17 protein-coding genes are annotated in these 17,688 nt (G+C 73.8%); 4 read left to right on the top strand and 13 right to left on the bottom strand.

The features are described from left to right. Positions 1–130: 130 nt before the first annotated feature. The gene (locus tag ACZ7MY_RS07395; RefSeq protein ID WP_499600252.1) at positions 131–685 is read right to left on the bottom strand and encodes a GtrA family protein; all 555 of its coding nucleotides are present in this window, start codon (positions 683–685) and stop codon (positions 131–133) included. Between the two features lie 106 nt (positions 686–791). Here ACZ7MY_RS07395 and ACZ7MY_RS07390 point away from each other — a divergent pair, with 106 nt between their 5' ends. From ACZ7MY_RS07390 to ACZ7MY_RS07380, 3 genes are read left to right on the top strand one after another with little or no spacing between them, the layout of a single operon-like run. Beyond that, complete coding sequence (locus ACZ7MY_RS07390; protein ID WP_499600251.1) at positions 792–1,931, top strand: 5-(carboxyamino)imidazole ribonucleotide synthase; 1,140 nt, start codon at positions 792–794, stop codon at positions 1,929–1,931. 32 nt (positions 1,932–1,963) lie between these two features. Continuing rightward, positions 1,964–2,467 carry a 5-(carboxyamino)imidazole ribonucleotide mutase gene (gene purE, locus ACZ7MY_RS07385; protein WP_499600295.1) on the top strand — a complete coding sequence of 168 codons (504 nt, stop codon included), beginning with the start codon at positions 1,964–1,966 and terminating at the stop codon, positions 2,465–2,467. A gap of 3 nt (positions 2,468–2,470) precedes the next feature. Then, entirely contained in the window at positions 2,471–3,655 is a 1,185-nt protein-coding gene (locus tag ACZ7MY_RS07380) for a dipeptidase (RefSeq protein ID WP_499600250.1), read from the top strand. A gap of 44 nt (positions 3,656–3,699) precedes the next feature. Here the strand turns inward: ACZ7MY_RS07380 and ACZ7MY_RS07375 are convergent, their stop codons facing one another. The 7 genes from ACZ7MY_RS07375 to ACZ7MY_RS07345 form a co-directional block, all read right to left on the bottom strand. After that, positions 3,700–4,971, bottom strand: coding sequence for a hypothetical protein (locus tag ACZ7MY_RS07375; RefSeq protein ID WP_499600294.1), 1,272 nt, complete (start codon positions 4,969–4,971; stop codon positions 3,700–3,702). A gap of 44 nt (positions 4,972–5,015) precedes the next feature. Beyond that, the gene (locus ACZ7MY_RS07370) at positions 5,016–6,011 is read right to left on the bottom strand and encodes a hypothetical protein (protein WP_499600249.1); all 996 of its coding nucleotides are present in this window, start codon (positions 6,009–6,011) and stop codon (positions 5,016–5,018) included. A gap of 5 nt (positions 6,012–6,016) precedes the next feature. Then, a complete protein-coding gene (locus ACZ7MY_RS07365) occupies positions 6,017–7,171 on the bottom strand; it encodes a DUF916 domain-containing protein (protein WP_499600248.1) in 1,155 nt (384 codons plus the stop codon). 69 nt (positions 7,172–7,240) lie between these two features. Then, positions 7,241–8,566 (bottom strand): WxL domain-containing protein, encoded by a 1,326-nt coding sequence (locus ACZ7MY_RS07360; protein ID WP_499600247.1) that lies wholly within the window; start codon positions 8,564–8,566, stop codon positions 7,241–7,243. Positions 8,567–8,682: 116 nt separating this feature from the next. Next, positions 8,683–9,387: an LPXTG cell wall anchor domain-containing protein gene (locus ACZ7MY_RS07355; protein ID WP_499600246.1), complete on the bottom strand. Its 705-nt coding sequence runs from the start codon at positions 9,385–9,387 to the stop codon at positions 8,683–8,685. A 91-nt stretch (positions 9,388–9,478) separates the two neighbouring features. Beyond that, the gene (locus ACZ7MY_RS07350; protein ID WP_499600245.1) at positions 9,479–9,979 is read right to left on the bottom strand and encodes an ATP-binding protein; all 501 of its coding nucleotides are present in this window, start codon (positions 9,977–9,979) and stop codon (positions 9,479–9,481) included. A gap of 141 nt (positions 9,980–10,120) precedes the next feature. Next, positions 10,121–10,489 (bottom strand): STAS domain-containing protein, encoded by a 369-nt coding sequence (locus tag ACZ7MY_RS07345; protein ID WP_499600244.1) that lies wholly within the window; start codon positions 10,487–10,489, stop codon positions 10,121–10,123. 195 nt (positions 10,490–10,684) lie between these two features. Between ACZ7MY_RS07345 and ACZ7MY_RS07340 the strand changes: the two genes are divergently transcribed. Next, positions 10,685–11,569: an RNA polymerase sigma factor SigF gene (locus tag ACZ7MY_RS07340; protein WP_499600243.1), complete on the top strand. Its 885-nt coding sequence runs from the start codon at positions 10,685–10,687 to the stop codon at positions 11,567–11,569. A 49-nt stretch (positions 11,570–11,618) separates the two neighbouring features. On the opposite strand, the gene ACZ7MY_RS07335 is transcribed toward ACZ7MY_RS07340, so the two are convergent. From ACZ7MY_RS07335 to hutU, 5 genes are all read right to left on the bottom strand, one after another. Next, positions 11,619–11,858 (bottom strand): hypothetical protein, encoded by a 240-nt coding sequence (locus ACZ7MY_RS07335; protein WP_499600242.1) that lies wholly within the window; start codon positions 11,856–11,858, stop codon positions 11,619–11,621. A 66-nt stretch (positions 11,859–11,924) separates the two neighbouring features. After that, entirely contained in the window at positions 11,925–13,097 is a 1,173-nt protein-coding gene (hutI, locus tag ACZ7MY_RS07330; RefSeq protein ID WP_499600241.1) for an imidazolonepropionase, read from the bottom strand. Continuing rightward, positions 13,094–14,452: a formimidoylglutamate deiminase gene (locus ACZ7MY_RS07325; RefSeq protein ID WP_499600293.1), complete on the bottom strand. Its 1,359-nt coding sequence runs from the start codon at positions 14,450–14,452 to the stop codon at positions 13,094–13,096. Before ACZ7MY_RS07325 ends, hutI begins: the two co-directional genes overlap by 4 nt. After that, entirely contained in the window at positions 14,449–15,657 is a 1,209-nt protein-coding gene (locus ACZ7MY_RS07320; protein ID WP_499600240.1) for an allantoate amidohydrolase, read from the bottom strand. The genes ACZ7MY_RS07325 and ACZ7MY_RS07320 overlap by 4 nt, the downstream gene beginning before the upstream one ends. Continuing rightward, a complete protein-coding gene (gene hutU / locus ACZ7MY_RS07315) occupies positions 15,654–17,348 on the bottom strand; it encodes a urocanate hydratase (protein ID WP_499600239.1) in 1,695 nt (564 codons plus the stop codon). Before hutU ends, ACZ7MY_RS07320 begins: the two co-directional genes overlap by 4 nt. Positions 17,349–17,688 lie beyond the last annotated feature (340 nt).

The raw sequence follows: 17,688 nt of genomic DNA, 5'->3' as shown, positions 1-17,688 counted from the left end.
CCTCCACACCTACAACCACCACCGCTGCCACACCGCACTCGGAGGCAAGCCCCCGATCAGCCGCGTCAACAACGCTGCGGGTCAATACAGCTAGGGCGTGCAGCGGACCGCGCGGGGTCCCGGTGGGGCCTCAGCGGGCGGAAGAGCGCGCGCCGGGGGCGCCGGTCCGGGCGCCGGGGGTCTCGTTCCCCTTCGCGACCAGGAACGATTCTGCTTGGTGCACCGTCTCGCGGACGGGCAGCGCCTTGAACACCCAGCTGCGGTACGACCAGAAACGGAACAGCGTCGCCACGCCGATGCCGATGAACTTGAAGACGTTGCTCTGCAGCGGGCTGTCCCAGCCGAAGGCGTAGGTCGCCGTGTAGAGCACGCCGTTCTCGATCACCAGGCCCACCGCGCTGAACACCAGGAACAGGGTCAGCTCGCGGGTGCGGCCGGACTTGTCGCGGTCACGGTAGGTGAAGTAGCGGAAGCCCACGTAGTTGAAGGCGATCGCGACGACGGTCGCGATGATGCTGGCCCGCACCACCTGGAGGTCCGTGGTGTGCCGGACGAGGTTGAAGACCCCGATGTTGACCAGGACCCCCGCCCCGCCGACCGCGCCGAACTTGGCGATCTCGCGGGACATCACCGTCAGCCGGTCCCGCAGTCCTGTGCGGGTGGCGGACCCGGTCGCACCGTCCATGTGATCGTTCGGCCCCGTCTGTGTCTGGTCAGTGACCCTCATGCTAACCGGGGCCCCCGGGGGACGGCGGTCGGTGCGCCATTCGTACCCCGATATCCTGGTGACTGTGACATTCCCCGTAGTCGGCATGATCGGCGGCGGCCAGCTCGCCCGTATGACCCACGAGGCGGGCATTCCGCTCGGCATCAGGTTCAAGCTCCTCAGCGACACGCCCGTGGACTCCGCGGCCCTCGTCGCCGGTGAGGTCGTGGTGGGCGACTACCGCGACCTCGACACGTTGCGCGCGTTCGCCGCCGGCTGCGACGTGATCACCTTCGACCACGAGCACGTGCCCACCGAGCACCTGCGGGCGCTGGAGGCCGACGGCATCGCCGTCCGCCCCGGGCCCGACGCGCTGGTGCACGCCCAGGACAAGGGCGTGATGCGCGCGCGGCTCGACTCCATCGGCGTGCCCTGCCCGCGGCACCGCATCGTCGCCGACCCGGCGGACGTGACGCGCTTCGCCGAGGAGGGCGGGGGGTACCCCGTCGTGCTCAAGACGGTGCGCGGCGGCTACGACGGCAAGGGCGTGTGGGTCGTCCGCGACGAGGCCGGCGCCGCCGAGCCGTTCCGGGCGGGCGTTCCGGTGCTGGCCGAGGAGAAGGTCGACTTCGTACGGGAACTGGCGGCGAACGTCGTGCGCTCCCCGCACGGCCAGGCGGTCGCCTACCCGGTGGTGGAGTCCATCCAGGTCGACGGCGTGTGCGACACGGTCATCGCCCCGGCGCCCGAGCTGCCGGAGGCCCGCTCCTCCGAGGCCCAGCGGCTCGCCCTGACCATCGCCAAGGAGCTGGGCGTGGTGGGCCACCTCGCGGTGGAGCTCTTCGAGACCCGCGACGGCCGGATCCTCGTCAACGAGCTGGCCATGCGCCCGCACAACAGCGGCCACTGGACCCAGGACGGCGCCATAACCTCGCAGTTCGCCAACCACCTGCGCGCGGTCCTGGACCTGCCGCTGGGCGATCCGCGCCCGCGCCAGCCGTGGACGGTGATGGCGAACGTCCTCGGCGGCGACTACCCCGACATGTACGCGGCGTACCTGCACTGCATGGCGCGGGACCCGCAGCTGAAGATCCACATGTACGGCAAGGACGTGAAGCCCGGCCGCAAGGTGGGCCATGTCAACACCTACGGCGACGACCTGGCCGAGGTGCGCGAGCGCGCCCGGCACGCCGCCGACTACCTGCGAGGGACGATCCAAGAGTGAGCAATCCCGCTGGGCCGCTGGTCGGCATCGTGATGGGTTCCGACTCCGACTGGCCGGTCATGGAGGCCGCAGCCCAGGCGCTGGACGAGTTCGAGGTGCCGTACGAGGTCGACGTCGTCTCCGCGCACCGCATGCCGCGCGAGATGGTCGCGTACGGCGAGCAGGCCGCGGAGCGCGGCCTGAAGGCGGTCATCGCGGGTGCCGGCGGCGCCGCGCACCTGCCCGGGATGCTGGCGTCGGTGACGCCGCTGCCGGTGATCGGGGTGCCCGTGCCGCTGAAGTACCTGGACGGCATGGACTCGCTGCTCTCCATCGTGCAGATGCCCGCAGGCGTCCCGGTCGCCACCGTCTCGGTGGCCGGCGCGCGCAACGCGGGCCTGCTGGCGGTGCGCATGCTCGCCGCGCACGACGCCGAACTGCTGGAGCGCATGCGGCACTTCCAGGACGAGCTGAACCAGCAGGCCACCGAGAAGGGCAAGCGCCTGCGTGCCAAGGTGGAGGGGTCGGCCGGCTTCGGTTTCGGAGGGAAGAAGTAGTCCATGGACCTGCTCGCGCGCGCACAGGAGCTGCTCACCGCCCACCCCGTGGTGGACGGCCACAACGACCTCCCGTGGCGGTTGCGCGAGCAGGTCCGCTACGACCTCGACCGGCGTGACATCGCCGGCGACCAGTCCGCCCACCTGCACACCGACATCCCGCGGCTGCGGGCCGGCGGCGTCGGGGCGCAGTTCTGGTCGGTGTACGTCCGCAGCGACCTCGCCGGGGGCGACGCGGTCGTCGCCGTCCTGGAGCAGATCGACTGCGTGCTGCGCCTGGTCGACCGTCACCCCGACGCCCTGCGGCTCGCGGTGACGGCGGACGACATGGAGGCCGCCCGCGCCGAGGGGCGCATCGCCTCCCTCATGGGCGCCGAGGGCGGCCACAGCATCGCCAACTCCCTCGGTGTGCTGCGGATGCTGTACACGCTGGGCGTGCGCTACATGACGCTCACCCACAACGACACCATCGACTGGGCGGACTCGGCCACGGACGAGGCGCGGCACGGCGGACTGACCGCCTTCGGCGAGGAGGTCGTCCGCGAGATGAACCGCCTCGGCATGCTGGTCGACCTCTCCCACGTCTCCCCCGGCACGATGCGGGCGGCGCTGCGGGTCAGCGAGGCCCCGGTGCTGTTCTCGCACTCCTCCTCGCGCGCCGTCTGCGACCACGTCCGCAACGTCCCGGACGACGTCCTCGAGCAGTTGCCCCGCAACGGGGGCGTCGCGATGGCGACCTTCGTGCCGCAGTTCGTCCTGCCGGCCGCCGCCGGGTGGATCGTCGGCGCGAACGAGAACATGGAGGCCCACGGCCTGCACCCGCTCGACCAGTCCCCGGAGGCCCTGGCCGTCCAGGAGGCCTACGCGGCCGAGCACCCCCGGCCGCTCGCGGACATCGGCACCGTGGCGGACCACCTGGACCACATGCGCGAGGTCGCCGGCGTCGACCACCTCGGCCTCGGCGGCGACTACGACGGGGTCGCCCACCTCCCCGAGGGGCTGGGCGACGTCTCGGGCTACCCGCGGCTGTTCGCCGAACTCCTGCGCCGCGGCTGGTCCGAGGACGACCTCGGCAAGCTCGCGTGGCGCAACGCGGTCCGGGTGCTGCGCGACGCCGGGTCGGTGGCGGCGGGGCTCGCCGGCAAGCGCGGCCCCTCCACCGCCTCCATCGAGGACCTGGACGGCTGAGCGTCCGGTGACCGCCCCCGGCCCGGCGTACGCGCGCCGCCGGGTCAGCGGCGCAGGCGGCTCCACGGGGTGAAGGTGAAGACCGCACCGCCGAGGAGGAGCACCGTCTCGGCGACGAGGGCGAGGGCGTGCAGGACGGCCCGGTCGGACGAACCGGTGGCTGCGAGGCCGCCGGAGGTGGTGCCCGTGCCGCCGGACGTGCCCGACGTGCCCGACGACCCGCCGGAGCCGCCGGTGATGCCGCCCTCCTGGCCGGTGACGTCCAGGGTCAGTGAGACCCCGGGGTCCTCGGTGGGGGTGCAGGTCGTGGTGGTGCCCAGGGCCTCTACGGTCAGCACGCCCGGGGTGAGGGTGGCCCGCCCGTCGTGGGCGGGTGTGTAGGTGCCGGTGAGGTCGGGGATCTCGATGGGGTCGCCGGCCTTGATGGGGTCCTTGTTGGTGGGGCCCTCGACGGCGACCTCGCCCTGGTCGGCGCCGCCGACCACGACCTTCATGGAGGGCTTGACGGAGTCGGCGGGTATGTCGGCCGGGCTGTCCATCACGGACTTCCCGAAGTGGACGACGAGGTCGTAGGCGCCGCCCTTCTCCTCGGCGTCGATCCGCACCGGCGAGACCGCGCTCTTGTCGCCGATCGGGGTCTTGCAGGCGTAGGAGACGTCGACCTCCTCGCCGGTGTGGGAGGTTCCGCCGGTGGAGGTGCCGCTGGGCGTGGTGGTCGGGGTCGTGGTGGGCGTCGTGGTGGGGGTCGTGGTGGGCGTCGTGGTGGGGGTGCCGCTCGGGGTGGTCGTGGGGGTGGTCGTCGGGGTGCCGGAGCCGCCGCCGTCCGCGGTCACCTTGATCGTCACGGCGACGGGGACGTCCTCGGTGGGCACGCAGGTGGTGTCCGTGGAGAAGGCGTTGATCGCGTAGCCGCCGGGGGTGAGCGTCACGTCGCCGGGTGCGGTGAGCTTGAGCGTGCCCTTCATGTCGGAGAGCTTCATCTCGCTGTTCTTGGGGATCGACGGGTTCTCGCGCGGTCCCTCGACGGCGAGCGTGCCGTTCTGGGCGCCGGCGACGGTGACCTCGCCGGAGGGCTTGACGCTGTTCGCGGGGAGGTCGATCAGGTCCGGGTTCTTGGAGGCGGCCTGGGTGAACTTCCAGACCACCTCGACCTCGTCGCCCACCGCGGCGGTGGCGGGCGCGGTGACGTCGGCCTTGGTGGTGCCGTCGACCTTGGGCAGGCCGGACGCCGCGGGCGGGGTGCACTCGGTGGCGTACGCGACCTCGGCGGCCGCCGCCGGGAGGGCCGCGGCGAGGACGCCCGCACCGCTGAGCATCAGGGCGAGGCCGACGGCGGTGGCGGCCCGGGATCGTCGGTTGGTCACGAGGGGTTCCTTTCGTGGCGGTGGGCGGTGCCGTCCGCCCTGGGGCGGCCCTCAGCGGTGCGGTGCTGCGGCTGGTGGTCGTGGGTGAACCACGGCAGGACGGGTGCGTAGCCGGGCGGCGGGCCCGCCGGGCCGGGGGCACGCGGGCGGACCCGGTCGACGACGGCCATGCCGAGCCGGAAGAGCGCGGCGGGCACGACGAGGCAGAGCAGGAGCCAGAAGAGGGTCACGCCCCAGGGGCGCGGGACGTCCCAGCCCTCGCTGACCAGGACCCTTCCCCCGTGCTCCAGGGTCACGGTGTAGTCGCCGTGGGCCCCGGCCGCCAGCTCCACGGGCAGTTCGACCCGGGCCTTCGCGCCGGGCCGTACGGTGCCGCGCCAGGTGCGCTCCTCCCACTGCGGGCCGAAGAGCCCGTGCGAGGTGCCGACCCGGAAGACGGGGTCCTCCACCGGGCCCGAGCCCAGGTTGCCGACGGTGAGCACCAGGCGCCGGCCGGGCGGCGCGCCGAACCAGGTGAGCAGGCCGCTCGAACCGTCGAGCCGGGCGGTGAGCACGGCGAGCCGGCCGGTGCCGGTCCGCTCGGGCAGCGGGGCGGTGGGGTGGCCGGCGACCACGAAGGGCGCGTCCACCACGGTGTGCGCGCCGGTGACGGTGGCGACGTGGACGACGCAGGGACAGGGCTCGGGCGGCTCCGCCACGGGCATCGCCCGGCGGAAGGCACCACGGGCGTCGGTGGTGACGGCCCGGCCGTACGCGTTGGCGCAGGAGTTGGTGCCGCCGATCGCGTTCTGGCCGCAGATCAGCAGCGTCAGAAGGGTGCCGGGCCGCCAGCCGGTCCCCCGTACGGTGATGTCGCCTCCGACGCCTGCCTCCCCGGGGGCGACGGTCACCGCCGGGCCGGGGGCCGCCGCAGCGGGGACGGGGACGTTCACGAGGAGCAGCGCGAGCAGGCAGAGGGCTGCCGCCGGGATGCGGTGGGTGGGCCGTCGCATGGGCCTCACGCCGTCCTGCCGCCGACGGTCGCGCCCGTCGCGCCGGGGTCGTCGGGTCCGCCGCCCGCGCGGGCAGCGAGGTCGGTGCCGCCGGGCGGATACGGGTGCTCCCGCGCCGCCGGGTCCGGCTTCCCCGCACGGCGCCGCCTGCGGATCCGCACCAGCAGGAGGACCAGGCCCCCGAGGAGGGCCAGGGCGAGGCCCACCGCCGCCCAGGGCACGGCCAGGAACGAGGCGTGGCCGGTCTCGTCGACGTCGCCGCGTACGGCGGTGACGCGCAGCCGCACGCCGACCCGGTCGAACCCGGGGGCGTCCGCCCAGGGCTCGGTGAGTTCGACGCGCTGGCCGGGCAGCAGTTCCAGGGGCAGGGTGCGCGCCGGGCGGTCCAGCAGGGTGCGGCCGAACAGGCCGCGCGCGGTGACGGCGAGCCGGGGGGTGAGCGAGACGTTTCCCCGGTTCACGAGGGTGTAGCGGATCGTGGCGCGGCTGTCGCCGGTGCCGGGGAGGAGCGGGCCGCGGTGGTCGACGCCGACGTCCTCCACGGACAGGGCGGCGAGGCCGGGTCCCGCGACGCGCAGGTAGACGCGGGCCCCGACGGCCCTGCGGACACCGACCCGCACGTCGCCCGGGGCGGTGCCGACGCGGGTGTCGAGGGCGACGACCGCGCCGGGGTGGTCGCCGGGCGAGGCGTCGGCGGGGACGGTGACGGTGAAGGGGACGTCGGCGCGGGTGCGGGCCGGGACGGTGATGCTGCCGCGGGCCAGCCGTATCCAGGAGCCGACGTCGGTGTTCCTCTCGTCGGCGCCGCGCACGGCGAAGCCGCCGTCGCGCGGGGTGTTGTAGGCGTCGGCGCCGTAGAGCCGGAAGGTCATGGGCTCGCCGGAGAGGTTGGAGACGGAGACCTTGTCCCGGAGCGTGGTGCCGGGGTCGGCCTCCAGGGTGAAGAAGGGCCGTTCCTGGGCGGTGGGGCTGCGGTCCTCCGCCCCGGCGGCCGGGGCCGGGAAGACCGACCAGCGGCCGTTGTCCGCGGCCAGGGCGGCGGGGGCGGACACCGTGCCGAGGCCGAGGAGGACGGACAGCACGCCGAGCACGGACAGGACGGCCGGGAGCGCGCCGGACACCGTGGCTGCGGCCCCGGCTGCGGCCCTGGCTCTGGTCATGGCGGCGCTCCCTCGCGGTCCGGTGGTGGGCCGGCCGGGACCGGCCCACCCGAGCTATCTGACTGTGCGTCAGGTGAGCGTGAGGGTCAAGACTCCGGAGTAGCTTCCCGTGGCGGAGTACGCGGGCACGTCCAGCGACAGCCCCGCGTCCACGGCGAACTCACCGCCGGTGAGGGGCGCGTCGGGCGCCGAGGCCAGCGTCGCTCCCGCGCCGCCCACGGTGCCGGCGGAGCCCGCCGCACAGGTGCTGGGGCTGCCGGACGCCGCGACGCACACGGGCTGCCAGCTGAGCCGGTCGGCGCCGATGAGCGCACCCCCGGGCCCCTTGAAGTCGGTGACCTTGCCGGTGAGCGACCAGCCGGTGTTCCCGCCGCGGAAGTCCTTGACGGTCACGGTCCGCAGCGCACCGGTGGAGGGGCCGCCCTCGCCGAAGTCGACGGGGGTCATCTCGACGGTGTCCCCGGCCTGGGTCATCGACAGCGTCCCCGCCTTCACCGAGGTGGTGAGCTTCTGGCTGCCGGGTGGCGGCGGGGTGGTGTCGATGACGGTGTACGCCACCGGCCCGGCGGCGGTCGCCGGGTCGTACCCGCCGCCCTCGAAGGCGACGATGCCGGTGGTGTCGAGGTCGCTGACGGTCAGCGCCGCGCTGAAGGCGCCGGAGCCGTCGGCGGTGATGGAGGTGAACTCGCCGGTGGCGGCCGCGCCTTGGACGCCGGCGACGGTCACGGTGGCGTCGGCGGTGAAGCCGGTGCCCGTGACCGCGACCTCGGCCCCGATCGGCCCGGAGGCGGAACCGAGCGCGATGTGGCGGCCGTTGGGCACGCTCACGGTGAGGGTCTCGGCGACGGGGGCGGGCGGGTCGAGCACGGTGCAGGGGGTGTCGGCCGAGATGCCGTAGTCGGAGTGCACGTTGTAGTCGCCCGGGGTCAGGGTGATCTGACCGGGCGCGGTGACCGTGAAGGTGCCGGTGATGGTGAAGTCCGGGAACTGGGCACCGGCCGGGATGACCGGGTTCTCCTTGGGGCCGACGAGGGTGAGCTCCTGCGTCTGCGCACCGCCGAGCCTCACCTTGACGGTCGGGGTGATCTGGTCCTCGGGGATGGGGAGGTTGAAGGAGCTGGTGTTGGCCATCGGGCCGTCCAGCACGTAGGTGACGGTGACCGTGTCGCCGACCTGCGGTGTCGTGTCGCTGACCGAGATGCCGGCGACGGTCGGCCCGTCGAACGGCGGGATGCCGGAGATGCCGGGCGGTACGCAGTGCACCTGGAAGGTGGAGGTCGCCGCGGCGACGGGCCCCGAAAGGAGGGTCCCGCCGCCCAGCACGAGGGCGAGCGCCCCGAGGACGGCGGCAGACCTCCGTCTCCATAAGGCGCCTTTTCGAGGAATGGCGATCATTTTGCACCTCTTGATCACTTTTCTGGCACAGAGTCCCTTTCTGCACCGACGACGGACATTGACGTCCGGCGATCAAGAGAAGTCAATGCGAAAGCCTGACCGAATTTGACGGATCGTCAGATTCTGTGCCCCGGACGGCGGGTCAGCCACAGCACCCCTGCCGCACCCACGAGCAGGACGGTTCCGCCGAGGGTGCCGAGGGCGACCGCGCCGTCCTCGGGTCCGGTCTGCGGCAGGGACTCGCCGCCGGAACTCCCGGACCCGCCCGAGCCCCCCGACGCGGAGCCGCCCTTGGAGCCGCCCGCCGCCGTGACGTCGAGGGTCAGCGAGGGCCCCGGGGCGTTCCCCGGGGTGCAGGTCGTCGTCGTGCCGAGGGCCTTGATGGTGAGCACCCCCGCGGTGAAGGTGACCTTGCCGCTCCCGCGCGGGACATAGGTGCCCGACAGGTCGTTGATCTTGATCGGGGTGTTGGCGGGCACGGTCTCGGCGTTCGCCGGGCCCGAGACCTTGAGCGACCCGCGGTCGGCCCCGCCCACGGTGATCAGGGCGCTCGGGTTCATGGCGCCCTTCCCCAGGTCGACGGGGCTGGAGGACACGCCCTTGCGGAAGGACATCACGATCCGGTAGCCGGACCCCGACCTGGCGGCGGTGATGTCGATGGGCGAGACGGCGCTCTTGTCGCCGATCGGGGTCTTGCAGTCGTACGTGACGTCCACGACCTTCGCGTACGCGGCCGGGGCGGCGCCGAGGACGACCGCCGCCGCGACGGCGACGACGGCCGGCACCGCGGCCGCCGCCGCTTTGCGCTTGGGGAGCGACACCGGATGTCTCCCTTCCCCCAGAAGTTACTGACGATCCATCAGATGTGGCGCGACAGTACGCCCGTGGGGGAAAGAGGGGAAGGGATGCGGCTCAGGCGGGGGCCGCGACCTCGGCCCAGACCGTCTTGCCCGGCCGGCCGTCGGCGTGGCGCACGACCCCCCAGTCCAGGCAGAGCCGCTGCACTATGAACATCCCGTGCCCGCCGGGCCGTCCGGCCCGGTGCGGGGTGCGCGGGGAGGGGCTGCCGGAGCCGCCGTCGGCGACCTCCAGCCGCAGCGCCTTCGCGTGCCGGAACAGCCGGAGCTCCTCCGGGCCGCCCGCGTGCAGGCAGGCGTTGGTCACCAGCTCGGACACCACCAGCAGGACGTCCTCGGCAGCCGCGCGGCGGTCCGCGGTGTCAGCCGGCAGCCAGCCCCAGTCGTGGAGGGCCTGGCGCGTGAAGTCACGGGCGCTGGGCACCACGCCGGCCACGTCGGTGAGCGACAGCCGACGTGCCTCGCCATCCTGTCGGGCCTGACCGCGCGTCGGCTCTGCCGCACCGCCCGGGTCCGGGCCGCGGTCGTCGGCCGCAGGGGGCCGGGTGGTGCTCATCAGCGCCTCCACTCACCGATGTCCGCCAGTGTCCGAAGTGATCCCCAGGTCTCTCCTGCCCGGGCCGCTCCCGTGAACACCTCCGGACGTGGACGAAACAGGGCGTGCCGCGGCACCCCCCGTGGGGGCCGCCGCGGAGGGTCACTCCTCGAGTGCGTCGTCCAGGGTGTCGTGGACGATGAACACGGCCTCGGCGCCGGTGATGGCGAAGACCTTGGCCACGGCCGGCTTCATGCCGGCCAGATGGACCGCACCGCCCGCCGCCTCGGCCTTCAGCCGGGTGCCGAGCAGGACGTTGAGGCCCGTGGAGTCGCAGAACTCCAGATGCGTGCAGTCGACCACGAGGGTGCCGAAGCCGTCCTCGATCAGGGTGTCGAGCGGTTCGCGCAGCAGGTCGGCGGTGTGGTGGTCGAGCTCACCCGCCGGCGCCACGACCGCCTTCGTGCCGTAGCGCTGCACGGAAACGTGCAGCCGGTCACGCCCGGCCGTGTCGACCATCTCGCGGTCCATGCACACTCCTCCCGGACGACTCGGCGATCCGCACCTCGCACCCTACGCGCTTCCTGACCTGGGTGGTAGTCGCTCCGGCGGTCCGGAGATCGATGTCCGCCGGGTTGCAATATCCCCGCCGGACGGGGTAGGCGTTGAGTGTGGGCTGAATTTCACGCTCCGCTTGCCCTGCCGCCGCACCCGAGGGAGGAGAGCATGGCATCCCGGCTCGACGCGCACGACGCGTCGGCGACCACCGAGGCCGGCGTCCACGAGGAACACGGAACACCGGAGGGCCTGGAGGACCTCCCGGAGATCCCGCCCTTCGACGAAGTGGGCCCGGTGGACGCACGGGCCCTGTCCAAGACGCTCTTCCAGCGACTGGAGACGCTGGAGGAGGGCACCCATGAGTACAGCTACGTGCGGAACACCCTGGTCGAGCTCAACCTGGCCCTGGTGAAGTTCGCCGCCTCCCGGTTCCGCTCCCGCAGCGAGCCGGTCGAGGACATCATCCAGGTGGGCACGATCGGCCTGATCAAGGCCATCGACCGCTTCGAGCTGAGCCGCGGGGTCGAGTTCCCCACCTTCGCCATGCCGACCATCATCGGCGAGATCAAGCGCTTCTTCCGCGACACCTCCTGGTCCGTGCGGGTCCCGCGGCGGCTGCAGGAGCTGCGGCTGGACCTGGCCAAGGCGGGTGACGAGCTCGCGCAGCAGCTGGACCGCGCGCCGACCGTCGGCGAGCTGGCCGACCGGCTGCAGATCAGCGAGGCCGAGGTCGTGGAGGGCATGAGCGCGAGCAACGCCTACACCGCGAGCTCGCTGGACGCCCAGCCCGAGGAGGACGACTCCGAGGGCGCGCTCGCCGACCGCATCGGGTACGAGGACCACGGTCTGGAGGGGATCGAGTACGTGGAGTCCCTCAAGCCGCTGATCGCCGAGCTCTCGGCGCGCGACCGGCAGATCCTCTCGTTGCGCTTCGTGGGCAACATGACGCAGTCCGAGATCGGCGCCGAGCTGGGCATCTCCCAGATGCACGTGTCGCGGCTGCTCAGCCGTACCCTCGGGCGTCTGCGGCGGGGCCTGCTCGTGGAGGAGTGACCCGCCTCCCTCCCCCCGGAACGGCGCGACGGGCCCGGTGAGAGTTCTCTCACCGGGCCCGTCGCGTGCTCAGGACGAGCAGGCGGGGGAAGGCTGTGTACGCGATGTCGGCGCCGCCGGTGATCGTCTCGGACGCCGTCCCGCCCGGCGCGACCGAGGACGGCGCCGGCACGACCCGACCGAGCGGCCGGGCCCCGTCACCGGCGCCGGAGGCCGGTGCCGCCGTGACGCACGGGGCCGTGCCGAAGGGGGCCGTGGCTGCCAGGGACAGCAGGGCCCCGGTCAGCACCCGTCGACGTCTCCATCCCGAACGTCCACCACCGGTGCGGCCGCGTCCGCCCGCGCCTGGCCGGGGTCAGAGCGATGCACGCACCCCGCGCCGCCATACGGCGGACACCAGCGGCACACCGGGCCGGTAGGCGAGGTGGACGTGCGACGGGGCGTCCAGCACGACCGCGTCGGCCCGCGCGCCGGGGGCGAGCCGTCCGACGTCGTCCCGGCGCAGCGCCTGCGCGCCGCCCAGGGTCGCGGCCCGCACGGCCTCGTCGGGGGTCATCCCCATGTCCCGCACGGCGACGGCCACGCAGAAGGGCATCGAGCTGGTGAAGGAGGAGCCGGGGTTGCAGTCCGTGGACAGCGCGACCGTCGCGCCCGCGTCGATCAGCCGCCGCGCGTCGGGGTAGACGGCGCGGGTGGAGAACTCGGCGCCGGGCAGCAGCGTGGCCACCGTGCGGCTGTTCGCGAGCGCGTCCACGTCGGCGTCCGTGAGGTGGGTGCAGTGGTCGGCGGAGGCCGCGTCCAGCTCCACGGCGAGCTGCACGCCCGGGCCGTGGCCGAGCTGGTTGGCGTGCACCCGTGGGACCAGGCCGCGGGCGGCGCCGGCGGTGAGGACGGCACGCGCCTGGTCGCCGTCGAAGGCACCGCGCTCGCAGAAGACGTCGACCCAACGGGCGTACGGGGCGCAGGCGTCGAGCATGGGGCCGGTCACCAGGTCGACGTAGCCGGCCGGGTCGTCGGCGTACTCGGGGGCCACGATGTGCGCGCCGAGGAAGGTCACCTCGTCGGCGTGGTCGCCCGCGATGCGCAGGGCGCGGGCCTCGTCGTGCGGGGTGAGGCCGTAGCCGGACTTGGTCTCGATGGTGGTCGTGCCCTGGCGCAGGGCCTCGGCGACGTAGCGGGCGACGTTGGCGTGCAGTTCCTCGTCGCTCGCCGCGCGGGTGGCGGCGACGGTGGTGCGGATGCCGCCCGCCGTGTACGCCCGGCCGGACATGCGGGCGTTGAACTCCTGGGTGCGGTCCCCGGCGAAGACCAGGTGCGAGTGGGAGTCGACGAAGCCGGGGACGACCGCCCGTCCGGCCGCGTCGTACGACTCGTCCGCGGCGGGCGCCGCCGTACGGGGGCCGACCCAGGCCACGTGCTCGCCGTCGATGACGACGGCGGCGTCCTCCAGCAGCCCGAGCGGGCCCTCCCCGAGCGCCGGGTCGTTGGTGACCAGGCTGCCGATGTTGGTGATGACGCTGCTGCTCATGACGGGTTTCCTTCGGCGGCAGGGACGGCGGAGATCGCGGCGGTCAGTGCGGCCCCGACGTCATGGACGAGCTGGTGCACGCCGTCGCGGACGACGTGACGGCCGCCGACCACCGTGTGGCGGACGTCGGCCCCGGTGGCCGCGAAGACGGCGGTCTCGGCGCCGAGCCGGGCGGGGGGTCCGGCGGTGCGCGGGCTGTCCAGCGCGATCGTGGTGAAGTCGGCGAGCGCGCCCGCCTCCAGCCGCCCGGCGTCGTCCCAGCCGAGTGAGGCGTGGCCGTCGGCGGTGGCGGCACGCAGCAGCTGGGCGGCGGTCCAGTGGCCGCGGGTGCGGCTGCGCAGCCGCTCGTCCAGCTCCATGGCCCGCGCCTCCTCGAACAGGTCGATCACGGCGTGGCTGTCGCTGCCGAGGCTGAGCGGGCTGCCCGCCCGCTGCACCCGGCCGGCCGGGCCGATGCCGTCGGCGAGGTCCCGTTCGGTGGTGGGGCACATGCACACCGTGGTGCCGGAGCCGCCGAGCAGCGCGACGTCCTCGTCGGTGAGGTGGGTGGCGTGCACGGCCGAGGTGCGCGGGCCGAGCACGCCGTGGTCGGCGAGCAGCCGGGTGGGGGTGACGCCGTACGCCGCCTGGCAGGCCTCGTTCTCGGCGGGCTGCTCGGACAGGTGGACGTGCAGCGGCGCCTGGCGCTCCTCGCCCCAGCGCACGACGGTCGCCAGCTGGTCCGCCGGGACCGCGCGCACCGAGTGGACGGCCGCACCGATCCGCGCGTGCGGCCGGTCGGTGAGGGCGGAGGCACGCTCGGCCCAGGCCTCGGCGTCGCCGTCGCTGAAGCGCAGCTGGTGCGGTTCGGGGGCGGCGCCGAAGCCGGAGGAGAGGTAGACGGTGTCGAGCAGGGTGATCCGGATGCCCGCCTCGGCGGCGGCGGCGATCAGCGCCTCGCCCATGGCGTTGGGCTCCTCGTAGGGGCCGCCGCCGGGCCGGTGGTGGACGTAGTGGAACTCGCCGACGCAGGTGATGCCGGCCAGCGCCATCTCCGCGTACGTGGCGCGGGCGAGGTCGAAGTAGGTCTGCGGGGTCAGCGCGGCCGCCACCCGGTACATGACCTCGCGCCACGTCCAGAAGGTGCCGCTGCCCTGCTGCACGGTGCCGCGCAGCGCCCGGTGGAAGGCGTGGCTGTGGGCGTTGGCCAGGCCCGGCAGGGTGAGCCCGCGCAGCGTCACCGCCCCGACGGGCGGCGCGGCGGCCCCGGTGCGCACGGCGGCGATCCGGCCGTCGGCGGCGGTGTCGAGGACCACGCCCCGCTCGACGCGGCCGCCCGTCCACGCGTACTCGGCCCAGTAGCTCTGCGGCGTCAGCGACACGCCAGGCCCTCCAGTACGTCGGCGAGTGCGGTCACCCCGGCCAGGCAGTCGTCCTCGGTGGCCGTCTCGGCCGGGGAGTGCGAGACCCCGGTGGGGTTCCGTACGAACAGCATGGCGGTCGGGACGGCCTCGGAGAGGATGCCGGCGTCGTGTCCCGCCCCGGTCGGCAGCACGGGCGCGTTCCCGAGCAGCTTGACCAGCTCGTCGCGCAGGCCGTGCGCGAACTCCACGACCGGGGTGAACGACTCCCGTGTGACCTGCACCCGGACGCCGTCGCGCGCGCCCCGCTCGACCGCGGCGCGCTCGATCTCGCCCACCACCTCGGCCAGGGTGGCCTCGTCGGCGGCGCGCGAGTCCAGCCAGCCGCGTACGAGGGAGGCGATGGCGTTGACGCCGTTGGGCTCCACGCCGACCTTGCCGAAGGTGGCCAGCGCCCCGGCGAGCCGGGCCTTCTTACGGGCGGCCAGCACGGTGTTGGCGTAGGTCAGCATCGGGTCGCGGCGGTCCTCCAGGCGGGTGGTGCCCGCGTGGTTGGCCTCGCCGTGGAAGTCGAACCGCCAGCGGCCGTGCGGCCAGATGGCGGAGGCGACGCCGACCGCGTGCGGGGTGTCGGCGAGGAAACGGCCCTGCTCGACGTGGAGCTCGACGAACGCGCCGATGCGGGCGAGCCGTTCGGGGTCCGGGCCGATCGACTCGGGGTCGTGGCCGGCGCGTTCCATGGCCTGGGCGAGGGTGACGCCGTCGCCGTCGCGCAGGGTGTGGGCCTTGTCGGGGGTGAGCTGTCCGGCGGTCAGCCGGGAGCCGACGCAGGCCAGCCCGAAGCGGGCGCCCTCCTCGTCGCCGAAGTTGACGACCGCCAGGGGCCTTGCGGGGGCGGCACCACGGGCGCGCAGCTCGTCCAGCGCCGCGAAGGACGACACGACGCCCAGCGGCCCGTCGAAGGCGCCGCCGTCCGGCACCGAGTCCAGGTGCGAACCGGTGACGACGGCGTCCCCCGCGGCGGGGTCGCCCAGCCAGGCCCACTGGTTGCCGTTGCGGTCCAGCTCGTAGGCCAGGCCCCGGCTCTCGGCCTGCGCCCGGAACCAGGCGCGGCAGTCGGAGTCCGCGCCGGTCCAGGCGTAGCGGCGGTAGCCGCCGGAGCCGGAGTCGCGGCCGATCGGCCGCAACTCCGTCCACATCTCGTGGAACGAGGAGGTCACGCCTCCCCGCCTTCCGCGCCCTCGCCGCCCTCGCGCATGGGCACGCGCACGCCGCGCTCGGCGGCGACCTCCTCGGCGCGCTCGTACCCGGCGTCGACGTGCCGGATGACGCCCATGCCGGGGTCGTTGGTGAGCACGCGGCGGATCTTCTCGCCCGCCAGCTTGGTGCCGTCGGCGACGGTGACCTGGCCGGCGTGGATCGAGCGGCCGATGCCGACGCCGCCGCCGTGGTGGATGGAGACCCAGGAGGCGCCGGAGGCGACGTTGACCATGGCGTTGAGCAGCGGCCAGTCGGCGATGGCGTCGGAGCCGTCGAGCATGGCCTCGGTCTCGCGGTACGGGGAGGCCACCGAGCCCGCGTCGAGGTGGTCGCGGCCGATGACCACCGGGGCGGCCAGGGTGCCGTCGGCGACCATCTCGTTGAAGCGCTCACCGGCCTTGTCGCGCTCGCCGTAGCCGAGCCAGCAGATGCGGGCGGGCAGGCCCTGGAAGTGGACGCGCTCGCCGGCCATCTTGATCCAGCGGGCCAGCGACTCGTTCTCCGGGAAGAGCTCCAGGATCGCCTTGTCGGTCTTGGCGATGTCGGCCGGGTCGCCGGACAGCGCCGCCCAGCGGAAGGGGCCCTTGCCCTCGCAGAACAGCGGGCGGATGTAGGCCGGGACGAAGCCGGGGAAGGCGAACGCGCGCTCGTAGCCCGCGAGCTGGGCCTCGCCGCGGATGGAGTTGCCGTAGTCGAAGACCTCGGCGCCGGCGTCCATGAAGCCGACCATGGCCTCGACGTGCTTGGCCATCGCCTCGCGCGCCCGCTGGGTGAACTCGGCGGGCTTCTCGGCCGCGTAGGAGGTCATGTCCGCGAAGTCGACGCCGATCGGCAGGTACGCCAGCGGGTCGTGGGCGGAGGTCTGGTCGGTGACGATGTCGATGGGCGCGTCCATCGCCAGCAGCTGCGGCACCAGTTCGGCGGCGTTGCCCAGCACGCCGATGCTGAGCGGCTTGCGCTGGTCGCGGGCCTCGGTGGCCAGGGCGAGGGCGTGCTCCAGGGAGTCGGCCTTCACGTCCAGGTAGCGGTGCTCGATGCGGCGCTCGATGGCGCGGGGGTCGACGTCGATGCAGATCGCGACGCCGCCGTTCATGGTGACGGCGAGCGGCTGGGCGCCGCCCATGCCGCCGAGACCGGCGGTGAGGGTGATGGTGCCGGCCAGGCTGCCGCCGAACTTCTTCTCGGCGACGGCGGCGAAGGTCTCGTAGGTGCCCTGGAGGATGCCCTGGGTGCCGATGTAGATCCACGAACCGGCCGTCATCTGGCCGTACATGGTCAGGCCCAGCGCCTCCAGGCGGCGGAACTCCTCCCAGGTGGCCCAGTCGCCGACGAGGTTGGAGTTGGCGATGAGCACGCGCGGCGCCCACTCGTGGGTCTGCATCACGCCGACCGGGCGGCCGGACTGGACGAGCATCGTCTCGTCCTGCTTGAGGCCCTGGAGGGTGCGCACCATCGCGTCGAACGACCGCCAGTCACGGGCGGCCTTGCCGGTGCCGCCGTAGACGACGAGCTTCTCGGGGTGCTCGGCGACCTCGGGGTCGAGGTTGTTCTGCAGCATCCGCAGCGCGGCTTCCTGCTGCCACCCCTGGGCGGTGAGCGCGCTGCCGCGCGGTGCGCGTACGGTCCTCGGTCCGGCACCGGTTCCGGTCATGCCCCTGCCTCCTCGTGACTGGATTGAGTCATTCACATCCTGGTCTGCTGAATAGCACTAGTCAACCGGGCCGTCGTACCTCCGCGACGCCCCGCCGCCCTCGCCGCCCCGATGTGCCGCTGGACGCGTCCCCCTTCCCGGCCCGCTCGTACCCGCCGGCCCCGCACGACGGCACCCAGCGGCCACGGGACGCGCGGGCGGCGCCCAGCACGGCCCGGAGCCCGCCGCCACCGGGGCGAGCAGCGCGAGGCCGCCCGGCCGCAGGCAATGCCCTGAACGGTGTTCGGGCCTGCTGGGACCCAGGCCGGGCCAGCCGGCCACCCCGCGGGCGGCCTCCGGC

This window comes from Streptomyces sp. NPDC111520, assembly GCF_055635295.1.
Note: the sequence above shows the minus strand (reverse complement) of the source record. Positions and strands in the feature narration are given on the sequence as shown.

Coding starts and splice junctions, on each gene's coding strand:
- ACZ7MY_RS07395 (WP_499600252.1), bottom strand. CDS start 685: ATGGACGGTGCGACCGGGTCCGCCACCCGCACAGGACTGCGGGACCGG.
- purE (WP_499600295.1), top strand. CDS start 1,964: ATGGGTTCCGACTCCGACTGGCCGGTCATGGAGGCCGCAGCCCAGGCG.
- ACZ7MY_RS07380 (WP_499600250.1), top strand. CDS start 2,471: ATGGACCTGCTCGCGCGCGCACAGGAGCTGCTCACCGCCCACCCCGTG.
- ACZ7MY_RS07375 (WP_499600294.1), bottom strand. CDS start 4,971: ATGCTCAGCGGTGCGGGCGTCCTCGCCGCGGCCCTCCCGGCGGCGGCC.
- ACZ7MY_RS07370 (WP_499600249.1), bottom strand. CDS start 6,011: ATGCGACGGCCCACCCACCGCATCCCGGCGGCAGCCCTCTGCCTGCTC.
- ACZ7MY_RS07365 (WP_499600248.1), bottom strand. CDS start 7,171: ATGACCAGAGCCAGGGCCGCAGCCGGGGCCGCAGCCACGGTGTCCGGC.
- ACZ7MY_RS07360 (WP_499600247.1), bottom strand. CDS start 8,566: ATGATCGCCATTCCTCGAAAAGGCGCCTTATGGAGACGGAGGTCTGCC.
- ACZ7MY_RS07350 (WP_499600245.1), bottom strand. CDS start 9,979: ATGAGCACCACCCGGCCCCCTGCGGCCGACGACCGCGGCCCGGACCCG.
- ACZ7MY_RS07345 (WP_499600244.1), bottom strand. CDS start 10,489: ATGGACCGCGAGATGGTCGACACGGCCGGGCGTGACCGGCTGCACGTT.
- ACZ7MY_RS07340 (WP_499600243.1), top strand. CDS start 10,685: ATGGCATCCCGGCTCGACGCGCACGACGCGTCGGCGACCACCGAGGCC.
- hutI (WP_499600241.1), bottom strand. CDS start 13,097: ATGAGCAGCAGCGTCATCACCAACATCGGCAGCCTGGTCACCAACGAC.
- hutU (WP_499600239.1), bottom strand. CDS start 17,348: ATGACCGGAACCGGTGCCGGACCGAGGACCGTACGCGCACCGCGCGGC.